This is a genomic window from Streptomyces griseus (assembly GCF_900460065.1).
Taxonomy (GTDB): domain Bacteria; phylum Actinomycetota; class Actinomycetes; order Streptomycetales; family Streptomycetaceae; genus Streptomyces; species Streptomyces griseus.
Genome location: NZ_UAVD01000027.1, coordinates 308,766 through 320,953 on the forward strand (window position 1 = coordinate 308,766; position 12,188 = coordinate 320,953).

Genomic DNA, 12,188 nt, shown 5'->3' on the forward strand with positions numbered 1-12,188 from the left:
GGTGGTCGGACCGCTCGGTGGTCAGAGCTTGCGCAGGGACAGCTTCTGGACCTTGTGGTCCGGGCCCTTGCGGAGCACCAGGGTGGCACGGCCGCGCGTCGGGGCGACGTTCTCCAGCAGATTCGGCTTGTTGATGGTCCGCCACATGGTGCGGGCGTAGTCCAGCGCCTCCTCCTCGGAGACCTGGGTGTACTTGCGGAAGTACGAGGACGGGTCCTGGAACGCGGTGGCGCGCAGCTTGCGGAAGCGGTTCAGGTACCAGGTCTCGATGTCCTCGGCCCGGGCGTCCACGTACACGCTGAAGTCGAAGTAGTCGGCGAGCCCGACCCTGGTGCGGCCGTCGCTGCCCGGCAGCGCGGGCTGGAGGACGTTGAGCCCCTCGACGATGAGGATGTCGGGGCGGCGCACGGTGAGCCGCTCGCCGGGGACGATGTCGTAGATCAGGTGTGAGTAGACGGGCGCGGTCACCTCGTCCTTGCCCGCCTTGATGTCGGCGACGAAGCGGGTCAGGGCCCGCCGGTCGTACGACTCCGGGAACCCCTTGCGGGAGGTCAGCCCGCGTGCCTTGAGCTCCTTCATCGGCAGCAGGAACCCGTCCGTGGTCACCAGTTCGACGCGCGGGTGCTCGGGCCAGCGGGCCAGCAGCGCCTGGAGGATGCGGGCGCTGGTGGACTTGCCGACGGCGACACTGCCCGCGACCCCTATGACGAAGGGGGTGCCGCGCTGCGCCCCGTGTCCGTTGCCGGCGTCGCCGAGGAAGGTGTTCAGCGCGCCGCGCAGCCCGGAGGTGGCCTGGACGTACAGGTTGAGCAGCCGGGAGAGCGGCAGGTAGACGTCCCGTACCTCGTCCAGGTCGATGACGTCCCCGAGCCCCCGCAGCCGCTCCACCTCGTCGGCGGTCAGCGGCAGCGGGGTCTTGTCCCGCAGCGCACTCCACTCGTCGCGCGAGAGGTCGACGTACGGGGTCGGCGCGTGCTCGGTGCGGCGCTGGGGGCTCCGTGCGGTCGATGTGATCACCCTTCATTGTTGCGGGAGTTTTAACGGAGTGGGGGGTGGGCTCGGTCACGTGGGTGGCGGTGCGGGGCGGGCGCCCGGGGCGGCCGACGGGCGCGGGCCCGGTGTCCGCTCCCCTGTGCCGGACACCGGGCCCGCGCCCGCACTCTGTGCCGCTCGTGCGGTCAGGGCTTCTGCCCCTCGGTGTCGACCACGGCGGCCCTGGTCCTGGCGATGTCGATCAGGACGTCACCGCGCCGGTAGACCATGGGTGCGAGCCCGGCGGGTCCGGGCACCTCGTGTGTCCGGGTGACCACGTCGCGCTCGCCCGCGTAGCTGTAGTCCACCGGGTCGATGAGGAGCTCGCGCCGGCTGTCGCCCCGGTCGTACGCGCGGGTGACCGCGATGACCTGGCGGCCGGAGGCGTCCCGGATCAGGTGGTCGGTCACCTCGACGCCCCCGACGGTCGCCATCGCCCGGTAGACGCGGGCCTGGGCGTCGGGCGGGATCGGGTACGACTCCAGCAGGACGGACAGGGCGCGGAAGCTGTGCTCGTCCTTGGCCTCGGGGGGGCCGTCGGGGCCGCTGCCGGTGGGGAAGATCCTGCGGAGTTCCGCGAGGAGCGCCTCGGGGTCCTCCGGGAGGTCCGCCGCGATCTCGTAGGACTCGCGGGCGGTGCGGTGGTCCGTGTCGCCCGGGTCGTTCTCGGCGGCCTTGTCGTCGTACGGGATCCAGGATTCGGGATCCCCGTGGTCCACGACGACCGACGTCCCGGAGCCCTTCCCGTCCTTCCTGGTCGGCTGGGCCGGCTCTCCGCTGACGGCCCGGAGGTAGATCCACTGGTCGGCGCGCGGCTCGGGGGGCGCCTCCTGCCGGTCCAGATAGTCGGCGGCCCGGCCCAGGGCGGCGGCCGGGCTGGACAGGTCGAGATCGCCCGTCACGGTCGCCGGGGCCGTGGCCCGGGGGGCGGGGGCGTCGACGAGCTGGGTGATGACCAACGCCGCCGCGGTGATCGCCACCACCGCGCCGAGCGAGGCGACCCGCCAGTCGGCCCGCAGCACGCGGGTGCGGCGGTTCCTGCCCGTGATGGCGTCGGTCAGGCGCTTCCGGCCGGGGGCGAGGGCGGTGCGGTCGGGGACGGGGGCGTCGGCGCGCAGCTCACGCAGCCGGGTCATTTCGTCCATGACGGGGTCAGCTCCTGTTCGGCCGAGGTGAACGCGGGGTCGGTGGTCAGGGACTCGCGGACCTTGCGGCGGGCCCGGTTCAGACGGGATCTGACCGTGCCCAGCGGTATCCGCAGCGCGTCGGCGACCTCCTGGTAGCCGAGGTCCGCCCAGGCGACGAGCAGCAGGACGTGCCGGTCGCCGGGGGAGAGCGAGGCCAGTGCCCCCGCCAGCGGGGCCCGGACGGCCAGCCGGTCGTCCGAGCGTTCGCTCCAGGAGGCGGCCACCGGGTCGTGGCCCGTCCGGGCGAGCGCCTTCAGCGCGCGGACCTCGGTACGGCGGTGCTTGCCGATCAGGTTGGCGGCGATGCCGTACAGCCAGGGCCGGGCCAGCCGGCGTGCGGTGTCGTAGCGGTCGCGGGTACGGAACGCGATGAGGAACGTCTCCGCCGTGATGTCGTCCGCCGCGCCCTCCCCGAGGCGGCGGGCGGCGTAGCGGTGGATGTCCGGGGCGTGCCGGTCGTACAGTCCGGCGAAGAGTTCGGGCTCGTCGAGGGAGCGCGCGATGACGTCGGCGTCGTCTCCCGCCCGGCCCTCGCCCTCGCCCCCGCCCGCGTGCTCGGTGCCGGGGCGGGCCGGAGGTGGTCCGGTCACTGCGCCTCCAAGGGTGCGTCGGTCGGTGTGGCTGTCACCCCTGTTGTCCGCGGCGGGCGGAAAGGTTCACGGCGGGAGGCGGACGGGCGGTGGGGCCCCGCGAGGGGCCCACCGCCCGTCCGTCGGCCTTCCCTCCCGCCCGTCCCTTCCGCGTACGGGCGGGAGGCCGCTCCCGGGCCCTGTCGTCGAACTGCGTGACGAAGCCCGTCTCTCCCCGCAGGTGATGCGATGGACACCCGTGACGGTAGAGGGTGGCCCCCGCGCGGTCCGCCGCGTCGCCGCCTGCCGACTTGACCGCGCTTTGACTGCGCTCTGCGAAGGTCTGGGCATGGCTGACCTCACATCGGACCCGGTGGACGTGGGCGGTGCCCTTCCCCGGGCCGGGTACGTGATCCTGACCGCGAGAACCCCGTGACCAGGCCGGCGGCGTCCCGGCCGCGTCCCGGTGACAGCGAACCCGGCTCCGCACCGCCGCCGGTCTGGGACAGGGCCGTGGTCCTGGGCGGCGGCTACGCGGGGCTCCTGGCCGCCCGCGTTCTGACCGGGCACTTCCGCCAGGTCACCGTCATCGAGCGGGACCCGCCCCCCGCACCCGGTGAGCCCGCGACCCGCTCCGGCGTCCCGCAGGCTCACCACCCCCACGCCCTGCTGGCCCGCGGCGCCGAACACCTGGAGGAGCTCTTTCCCGGGCTCCGTGAGGAACTGGCCGCCCGCGGCTGCCCGGTCGAGGACTTCGCCGCGGCCACCCGCATGCTGTTCCCCACCGGCTGGGCGCCCCGCATCCCCGTCGGCTTCGACGTCCAACTGGTGGCGCGCCCCGCACTCGAACAGGTGCTGCGCGAGCGGGTCACCGCCCTGCCGTCGGTCACCTTCCGCTACGGCGTGCGCGCCGAAGCGCTCCTCCTGGACCAGCAGCAGGACGGCGTGGGGGTGACGGTCCGTCCGCGCGACGGCGAGGCGCGGGACGAGGTGGTCCGGGCGGACCTGGTCGTGGACGCCACCGGCCGCGCGACCCGACTGCCCCGCTGGCTGGAGGAGGCGGGCCATCCCCTTCCCGACACCCTCGTGGTCGACGGCAAGGTCACCTACGCCTCGCGCTTCTACACCTTCCGGCCGGACCCGGGCCAGGACTGGTTCGCCTCCTACCAGCCGACCCTCGCCCCGCACTCACCGCGCGGTGGCGTCGCGGCCCGGGTCGGCCCCGACCTGTGGCAGCTCGGCCTGATCGGCGCGGGCGGCCAGGCCCCGCCCGCCGACGAGGACGGCTTTCGCGCGTACGCCGCGACCCTCGACAACCCCGACTTCGCCCACATCATCGACCACGGCACACCCCAGGGCCCCGTCAGACAGACCCGTTCCACCGTCAACCGCTGGCACCGTTACGACCGTCTGCCGCACTGGCCCGGACGCCTCATCGCCCTCGGCGACAGCATCTGCGCGCTCAACCCCGTCTACGCACAGGGCATGACCGTCGCCGCCCGGCAGGCCACCCTCCTCGACGCCCTCCTCACCCGCCACGCGCACACGGCCCGCACCAAGGGCGCGTCCGGCACGCTGGACCGGCTGGGGCCGGTGTTCCAGCGACGGGCCGCCGCCCTCGCCCGCGGCCCGTGGCTCCTCAACACCTCCGCCGACCGCGCCTGGCAGCCCGCCACCGCACCGCTGGGCACGCGCCTCGCCACCCGCTACCTCGCGGCCGTCACCGCACGCCTGCCCCACCACCCGGCCCTCTTCCTGCGGTTCGCCCGCAGCCTGCACATGCTCGACGGCCCCACCACCCTGGCCACTCCCCGGGCCCTCGCCCAGCTCGCCTCCCTCCCGTCCCTCCCGCGCCACGAAGCGGTCTGCACCTGCCCGGCGGGCAGCCGGTAGACCGGTCACCCGCCGGGCGGGCGCGGTGAGAGCCGCCACCTGCCCGGCGGGCCGCCGCCGCGTACCGTCGTGAAAAAGACGCGGCCGGTGTGTCGATCGAGCCAGGTCCCGATCGTCGTCATGGTGTAAGCAGCCCCGAGGGCTGGCACCACACAGGCGAGAGAGGGAACCGACCATGAAGTACATGCTGCTGATCCACAGCGGGGCCGTCGACGAGCGGGGCGGCGCGCCCGAGTGCACCGTCGAGGACTGGATGGCCTACGACAAGGCCGTGCGCGACGCGGGAATCCACGTGTCCGGGGAGTCGCTGGCCGATCTGGTGACCGCGACCACCGTGCGGGTCTCGCCGACGGGGGAGCGGACCGTGACGGACGGGCCGTTCGCCGAGACGCGCGAGCTGCTGGGCGGGTTCCTCGTGATCGACGTGCCCGACCTCGACGCCGCCCTCGACTGGGCCGCACGCTGTCCCGGCTCCCGCGACGGCGGCTCGGTCGTCGTCCGGCCGGTCGCGGACTTCGGGGCCTGAGAGCCGTGCCGGGCGAGGGCGTGCCCCCGGGGGAGGGCTCGGTGGCCGCCGAAGCCGTCGCGGCGGTGTTCCGGGAGGAGCGCGGGCTGCTGCTCGCCTCCCTCGTCCGCCGGTTCGGGGACCTCGACCTGGCCGAGGAGGTGACGTCCGAGGCGATCGAGGCCGCGCTGCGGCACTGGCCCGCCGAGGGCGTCCCCGCCCGCCCCGGGGCCTGGCTGCTGACGACCGCGCGGCGCAGGGCCGTGGACCGGCTCCGGCGCGACCGGGCGTACGCGGCCCGGCTCGCCGTCCTCCGGGCCGACGCGGAACGGGCCGAGGCGCAGCGGGTCGAAGCCGTCACCCCCGCGGCCGGTGCGGCCACGATCGGCGATCTCCCCGATGAACGGCTCCAGTTGTTCTTCACCTGCGCCCACCCCGCCCTCGCCGCCGAGGACCGCACCGCCCTGACCCTGCGGTGCCTCGCCGGGCTCACCACGCCGGAGGTGGCGCGGGCGTTCCTCGTACCGACCGCGACCCTGGCCCAGCGCGTCGTGCGGGCCAAGAAGAAGATCCGCGAGGCCCGGATCCCGTTCCGGGTGCCCGGCCCCGACGAACTGCCCGAGCGGCTGCCCGGTGTCCTCCAGGTCGTCTACTCGGTCTTCACCGAGGGGTACGCGGCCAGTTCGGGGCCCCGCCTCCAGCGGCTCGACCTGGCCGAGGAGGCGATCAGGCTGGCCCGGATACTGCACCGGCTGCTGCCCGCCGAGCGGGAGAGCGCCGGACTCCTCGCGCTGCTGCTCCTCGTCCACGCCCGGCGTGACGCGCGGACCGGGCCGGAGGGCGAGCCGGTGCTCCTGGAGGACCAGGACCGGGGGTGCTGGGACCGGGCGATGATCGAGGAGGGCCGCGCCCTGGTGGTCAGGGCGCTGACCGGCGGGCCGGCCGGCCCGTACGGGGTGCAGGCCGCCATCGCCGCCCTGCACGACGAGGCGGCAGACGTGGCGGCCACGGACTGGCCGCAGATCGTGGCCCTGTACGACGTGCTCCTCACGCTCACCCCGTCCCCCGTGGTGGCGTTGAACCGTGCCGTGGCGGTGGCGATGCGGGACGGGCCGGGCGCCGGACTGGCGCTGCTCGACGCGTTGGCGGGGGAGCCCCGGCTGCGGGAGTACCCGCCGTACGCCGTGGCGCGGGGGGACCTGCTCGGCCGGCTGGGGCGGGACGGGGAGGCCGCCGACGCGTACCGGGAGGCGCTGGAGCTGGCCCGCTCCGAGCCGGAGCGGGCCGCGTTGCGCCGGAAGCTGGGGGAGTGAGGGCTGTCCCGCGCCTCCCGGCGGGCGATCCGCCGCCAGGAATCGCGGGACAGCCCCCGGCAGGGGAAGGCCGGGGAGCCCGGGGGGCGGCGGCGGCCCTTCGCGTTCCCGTGGCGGCAGGAGCGGTTCACGGCAGCCGGGCCGCTGTCCGGCGAGCGCCGCGCCCACCGGTGGCCGGAACGCCTATCTTGACCCGCTCATGACATGAGTTCATTCTGTGCCCGTCGCACAGCTCCACCCCCACCCCGACGGACCCAGGAGATGCCAGCATGCGACTCGTCACCGCACGGAGACCCCGGCCGACGAAGGGCCGACGCAACGCCGCCCTGACCGTTCTGCTCGCCCTCGCCCTCGCGGCCCCCGCCACCGCCGTGGCGACCGCCGGGAACGCGGCCCCGAACGCGGCCGTCGCCGCGGACGAGCGGACGCTCCAGTACGAGATCACCGGGCGCACCACCCCTGCCGCCCGCACCGACATCGCCCGAGCGGGCGTCTCGATCGACGAGGTCCACGACCACGGCGTCGTGATCACCGCGGACGCCGCCCAGGCCCGGAAGCTCCGGGCGCGCGGCCACGTCCTGGAGGCCCTGCCCGCCCCGGACGCCGCGCCGCGCGCGGCGGACGGCGTGAGCGCCCTCGACTTCCCGCCCGCCGACTCCCGCTACCACAACTACGCCGAGATGAACGCGGCGATCGACGCCCGCATCGCCGCGAACCCCTCGATCATGAGCAAGCGCGTCATCGGCAAGACCTACCAGGGCCGTGACGTCATCGCGGTCAAGGTCAGCGACAACGTCGCCACCGACGAGGCCGAGCCCGAGGTCCTGTTCACCGCGCACCAGCACGCCCGCGAGCACCTGACCGTCGAGATGGCGCTCTACCTGCTCCGCGAACTGGGCCAGGGCTACGGGTCCGACTCCCGGATCACGCAGGCGGTCAACGGCCGCGAACTGTGGATCGTGCCGGACATGAACCCGGACGGCGGCGAGTACGACATCGCCTCCGGCTCGTACCGCAGCTGGCGCAAGAACCGGCAGCCCAACGCCGGCTCCAGCGCGGTCGGCACCGACCTCAACCGCAACTGGGCCTACAAGTGGGGCTGCTGCGGCGGCTCCTCCTCCAGCCCCTCGTCCGAGACCTACCGGGGTGCGGCCGCCGAGTCCGCGCCCGAGACGAAGGTCGTGGCGGACTTCGTGCGCAGCCGGGTGGTCGGCGGGAAGCAGCAGATCACGGCGGCCATCGACTTCCACACGTACAGCGAACTGGTGCTGTGGCCCTTCGGCTACACGTACAACGACACCGCCCCCGGCATGACCGCCGACGACCGCAACGCGTTCGCGGCGGTGGGGCAGAAGATGGCGGCCAGCAACGGCTACACCGCCGAGCAGTCCAGCGACCTGTACATCACCGACGGGTCGATCGACGACTGGCTGTGGGGCTCGCAGAAGATCTTCGGCTACACCTTCGAGATGTACCCGCGCTCGGCGTCCGGGGGCGGCTTCTACCCGCCCGACGAGGTCATCGAGCGCGAGACCTCCCGCAACCGCGACGCGGTGCTCCAGCTGATCGAGAACGCGGACTGCATGTACCGGTCGATCGGCAAGGAGGCGCAGTACTGCTCCTGACGGAGCGGCGCGACTCCGCCGCTCGGCGCGGCCCGGTCCCGGCCCTGCGTGGCCGGGACCGGGCCGCCCGGCCGGGGACGGGGTGCGCGGTCGGGGACGGGCCGCGCGGATTCCTGCCGTGAGGGGCTTTCGGCCTTAAGGTGCCGCTATGTGCGGAATCGTGGGTTATGTCGGTGGCCAGTCGGCGCAGGACGTCGTCGTCGCGGGACTCAAGCGCCTCGAATACCGGGGCTACGACTCGGCGGGCGTCGCCGTTCTCGCGGACGGCGGGCTCGCCGCCGCGAAGAAGGCGGGCAAGCTCGTCAATCTGGAGAAGGAGCTGGGCGACCGGCCGCTGCCGGCCGGGCGGACCGGCATCGGGCACACCCGGTGGGCGACGCACGGAGCGCCCACCGACACCAACGCCCACCCGCATCTGGACAACGCCGGCCGGGTCGCCGTCGTGCACAACGGGATCATCGAGAACTTCGCGGCCCTGCGCCGCGAGCTGACCGGACGCGGCCACGCCCTGGAGTCGGAGACGGACACCGAGGTCGTCTCGCACCTGCTGGCCGAGGCCTTCTCGGCCGGCGGGGACCTCGCGGAGGCGATGCGCCAGGTGTGCCGGCGGCTGGAGGGGGCGTTCACCCTGGTCGCCGTGCACGCGGACCAGCCGGGCGTGGTGGTCGGCGCCCGACGCAACTCCCCGCTCGTCGTGGGCGTCGGGCAGGACGAGTGGTTCCTCGCCTCGGACGTCGCCGCCTTCATCGCGCACACCCGGACCGCCGTCGAGCTGGGCCAGGACCAGGTCGTCGAGCTGAGCCGCCAGGGCGTCGTCGTCACCGGGTTCGACGGAGAGCTCGCCGAGGTGCGCGAGTACCACGTCGACTGGGACGCGTCGGCCGCCGAGAAGGGCGGCTACGCCTCCTTCATGCTCAAGGAGATCGCCGACCAGCCCCAGGCCGTCGCCGACACCCTCCTCGGCCGGGTGGACGGGGAGGGCGCGCTCCACCTCGACGAGGTGCGCATCCCGGCCGCGGAGCTGCGCGAGGTCGACAAGGTCGTCATCGTCGCCTGCGGCACCGCCTTCCACGCCGGAATGATCGCCAAGTACGCCATCGAGCACTGGACCCGGCTGCCCTGCGAGACCGAGCTCGCCAGCGAGTTCCGCTACCGGGACCCGATCCTGGACCAGCGCACCCTGGTCGTCGCCATCTCCCAGTCCGGCGAGACGATGGACACCCTGATGGCGCTGCGGCACGCCCGTGAACAGGGCGCGAAGGTGCTCGCCATCTGCAACACCAACGGCTCGACCATCCCCCGCGAGTCCGACGCCGTCCTCTACACGCACGCCGGGCCCGAGGTCGCCGTCGCCTCCACCAAGGCCTTCCTCACCCAGCTCGTCGCCTGCTACCTCGTGGCGCTCTACCTCGGCCAGGTCCGCGGCACCAAGTGGGGCGACGAGATCCGTACGGTGGTGCGCCAGCTCTCCGCGATCTCCGACGAGGTCGACCGGGTCCTGGAGACGATGGAGCCCGTGCGCGAGCTGGCCCGGTCCCTCGCCCACCATGACACCGTGCTGTTCGTCGGCCGGCATGTCGGCTACCCGGTCGCCCTCGAAGGCGCGCTCAAGCTCAAGGAACTCGCCTACATGCACGCCGAGGGCTTCGCGGCCGGCGAGCTGAAGCACGGGCCGATCGCGCTCATCGAGGAGGGGCTGCCGGTCGTCGTCATCGTCCCCTCGCCGCGCGGGCGTTCGGTCCTCCACGACAAGATCGTGTCCAACATCCAGGAGATCCGGGCCCGGGGCGCACGCACCGTCGTCGTCGCCGAGGAGGGCGACGAGGCCGTCGTCCCGTACGCCGACCACCTCATCACGGTCCCCGCAACGCCTACGCTGCTTCAGCCGCTGGTCGCCACCGTGCCGCTCCAGGTCTTCGCCTGCGAGCTCGCGACGGCCCGCGGCAACGAAGTGGACCAGCCGCGCAACCTGGCGAAGTCCGTGACCGTGGAGTGAGCCGGGGCGCGCGTCCCGGGTGATGGGGATGGCGAGGGTGGGTTCGTGATCATTGGGGTCGGCATCGACGTGGCCGAGATCGAGCGCTTCGGCGCGGCGCTGGAGCGTACGCCCCAGCTGGCCGACCGACTCTTCGTCGGAAGCGAGCTGACGCTGCCCAGCGGCGAGCGTCGCGGAATCGCCTCGCTCGCCGCCCGGTTCGCCGCGAAGGAGGCCCTGGCCAAGGCGCTCGGCGCACCCGGCGGGCTGCTCTGGAGCGACGCGGAGGTCTGGGTCGAGGAGAGCGGGCAGCCCCGGCTGCGGGTCAGCGGCACGGTCGCCGCCCGCGCCGCGGAACTGGGCGTACGCGGCTGGCACGTCTCGCTCAGCCACGACGCGGGCGTGGCGTCGGCGGTGGTGATCGCGGAGGGATGACCCCCGGCCGGCCGGACGGGCCACGGTGCTGCCCCACCCGGCGGCCGGGCGGCGGTGACGCCCACGGCCCGGCCGGAACGCCCGCGGGCGCGCCCACCGCCCGGCCGGAACGGGCCGGCACGGCCTCGCGGGGGTGGCGTACGCCCGCGTGATCGCGGAGGGTTGGACCCATGCGACGTGCCTACAGCGTGGAGACCGTACGGGCCGCCGAGGCCGCCCTCATGCAGCGGCTGCCGGAGGGCGAGCTGATGCGGCGCGCCGCCGCCGGGCTCGCCGTGGCCTGCGGCGATCTGCTGCGCCGCAACGGCAGGGTGTACGGGTCCCGGGTCCTGCTCCTGGTCGGCAGCGGCGACAACGGCGGCGACGCGCTGTACGCCGGTGCCCGCCTGGCGCGCCGGGGCGCGGGCGTCCGGGCCCTGCTGCTCGCCCCCGACCGGGCCCACCCCGGGGGCCTCGCCGCGCTGCTGGCGGCCGGGGGGCAGGTCGTCGACGGGCCGGACGGGCTCGGCGTGCTCGACCTGGTGGTGGACGGCATCACCGGGATCGGCGGGCGCGGCGGGCTGCGCGAGGACGCCACCGGGCTGCTGCACACGGTGACCCGGGACCGCACCCCGGTCCTCTCCGTCGACCTGCCGAGCGGGGTGGAGGCCGACACCGGCGAGGTCCACGGGGACGCGGTCCGGGCGGACGCCACCGTCACCTTCGGCACGTACAAGCCCGGCCTCCTGATCGACCCGGCCGCCGAACACGCCGGGGCCCTGCGGCTGGTGGACATCGGGCTCGGCCCGGAACTGCCCGAGCCGCCGGACCTGGAGGCCCTCCAGTACGCCGACGTCGCCGCGCTGCTCCCGGCGCCGGGACCGGAGAGCGACAAGTACCGGCGCGGGGTCGTCGGCGTCGTCGCCGGGTCCGAGCGCTACCCGGGCGCCGCGGTCCTCGCGGTCGCGGGCGCGCTGCACGGCGGGGCCGGGGCCGTGCGGTACGTCGGACCGGGCGCCGACGCGGTGATCGCCCGCTACCCCGAGGCGCTGGTGCACGCCGGGCCGCCGTCGGAGGCCGGGCGGGTGCAGGCCTGGGTGGTCGGGCCGGGGCTCGGCGACGGGCGGGGCGCGGAGGCGGCCGTCGCCGACGTGCTGGCCGCCGACGTCCCCGTGCTCGTCGACGCGGACGGGCTGCGGCTGCTGGACGCGGAGACCGTCCGGACCCGGACCGCCCCCACCGTCCTGACCCCGCACGCGGGGGAGGCCGCGGCCCTGCTCGGCACGGCCCGCGAGGAGGTCGAGGCCGGGCGGCTCGCCGCCGTCCGCGAACTGGCCGCCCGCTACCGCGCCACCGTGCTCCTCAAGGGCTCCACGACCCTGGTCGCGGAGGCCCGCGACACACCCGTACGGGTCAACCCGACCGGCACGTCCTGGCTCGCCACGGCGGGCAGCGGCGATGTGCTCTCCGGGCTCACCGGGTCCCTGCTCGCGGCCGGACTCGCCCCGCGTGACGCCGCGTCCGTGGGCGCGTACCTGCACGGGCTCGCCGCCCGGCACGGCTCGGACGGGGCCCCGGTCTCCGCGCAGGACGTCGCGGAGGGCATCCGGGCCGCCTGGCGCGACGTGCGGGCGGGCTGAGCCGGGGGGAGGGTGGAGGCCCGGGAGAGGAAGGG

At 74.7% G+C, this 12,188-nt stretch carries 10 protein-coding genes; 7 read left to right on the forward strand and 3 right to left on the reverse strand.

Annotation, left to right across the window (positions count from 1 at the left end):
* Positions 1-21: 21 nt before the first annotated feature.
* The 3 genes from coaA to DTB53_RS17305 all read right to left on the reverse strand — a co-directional run bounded on the left by coaA (position 22) and on the right by DTB53_RS17305 (position 2,809).
* Entirely contained in the window at positions 22-1,017 is a 996-nt protein-coding gene (gene coaA, locus DTB53_RS17295) for a type I pantothenate kinase (protein WP_003966927.1), read from the reverse strand.
* Between the two features lie 161 nt (positions 1,018-1,178).
* Positions 1,179-2,177 (reverse strand): CU044_5270 family protein, encoded by a 999-nt coding sequence (locus DTB53_RS17300; RefSeq protein ID WP_012379453.1) that lies wholly within the window; start codon positions 2,175-2,177, stop codon positions 1,179-1,181.
* Positions 2,165-2,809 carry an RNA polymerase sigma factor gene (locus tag DTB53_RS17305; protein ID WP_012379452.1) on the reverse strand — a complete coding sequence of 215 codons (645 nt, stop codon included), beginning with the start codon at positions 2,807-2,809 and terminating at the stop codon, positions 2,165-2,167. The genes DTB53_RS17300 and DTB53_RS17305 overlap by 13 nt, the downstream gene beginning before the upstream one ends.
* Before the next feature lie 411 nt (positions 2,810-3,220).
* On the opposite strand from DTB53_RS17305, the gene DTB53_RS37890 reads away from it, so the two are divergent.
* The 7 genes from DTB53_RS37890 (at position 3,221) to DTB53_RS17340 (ending at position 12,153) form a co-directional block, all read left to right on the forward strand.
* Positions 3,221-4,681, forward strand: coding sequence for an FAD-dependent oxidoreductase (locus DTB53_RS37890; protein WP_012379451.1), 1,461 nt, complete (start codon positions 3,221-3,223; stop codon positions 4,679-4,681).
* 175 nt (positions 4,682-4,856) lie between these two features.
* On the forward strand, positions 4,857-5,207 hold the full coding sequence (locus DTB53_RS17315) for a YciI family protein (protein ID WP_003966923.1): 351 nt from the start codon (positions 4,857-4,859) through the stop codon (positions 5,205-5,207).
* Positions 5,208-5,212: 5 nt separating this feature from the next.
* A complete protein-coding gene (locus DTB53_RS17320) occupies positions 5,213-6,499 on the forward strand; it encodes an RNA polymerase sigma factor (RefSeq protein WP_012379450.1) in 1,287 nt (428 codons plus the stop codon).
* A gap of 269 nt (positions 6,500-6,768) precedes the next feature.
* On the forward strand, positions 6,769-8,124 hold the full coding sequence (locus DTB53_RS17325) for a M14 family metallopeptidase (RefSeq protein WP_003966921.1): 1,356 nt from the start codon (positions 6,769-6,771) through the stop codon (positions 8,122-8,124).
* Positions 8,125-8,272: 148 nt separating this feature from the next.
* Positions 8,273-10,120 carry a glutamine--fructose-6-phosphate transaminase (isomerizing) gene (gene glmS / locus DTB53_RS17330; protein ID WP_003966920.1) on the forward strand — a complete coding sequence of 616 codons (1,848 nt, stop codon included), beginning with the start codon at positions 8,273-8,275 and terminating at the stop codon, positions 10,118-10,120.
* 45 nt (positions 10,121-10,165) lie between these two features.
* Positions 10,166-10,534, forward strand: a complete 369-nt coding sequence (locus DTB53_RS17335; protein WP_012379449.1) for a holo-ACP synthase — start codon at positions 10,166-10,168, stop codon at positions 10,532-10,534.
* Positions 10,535-10,704: 170 nt separating this feature from the next.
* Positions 10,705-12,153 carry a bifunctional ADP-dependent NAD(P)H-hydrate dehydratase/NAD(P)H-hydrate epimerase gene (locus tag DTB53_RS17340; protein WP_012379448.1) on the forward strand — a complete coding sequence of 483 codons (1,449 nt, stop codon included), beginning with the start codon at positions 10,705-10,707 and terminating at the stop codon, positions 12,151-12,153.
* Positions 12,154-12,188 lie beyond the last annotated feature (35 nt).

Excerpts from the sequence above, each read along its gene's own strand:
- DTB53_RS17300 (WP_012379453.1), bottom strand. The coding sequence starts at position 2,177 with ATGGACGAAATGACCCGGCTGCGTGAGCTGCGCGCCGACGCCCCCGTC.
- DTB53_RS17315 (WP_003966923.1), top strand. The coding sequence starts at position 4,857 with ATGAAGTACATGCTGCTGATCCACAGCGGGGCCGTCGACGAGCGGGGC.
- DTB53_RS17325 (WP_003966921.1), top strand. The coding sequence starts at position 6,769 with ATGCGACTCGTCACCGCACGGAGACCCCGGCCGACGAAGGGCCGACGC.
- glmS (WP_003966920.1), top strand. The coding sequence starts at position 8,273 with ATGTGCGGAATCGTGGGTTATGTCGGTGGCCAGTCGGCGCAGGACGTC.
- DTB53_RS17340 (WP_012379448.1), top strand. The coding sequence starts at position 10,705 with ATGCGACGTGCCTACAGCGTGGAGACCGTACGGGCCGCCGAGGCCGCC.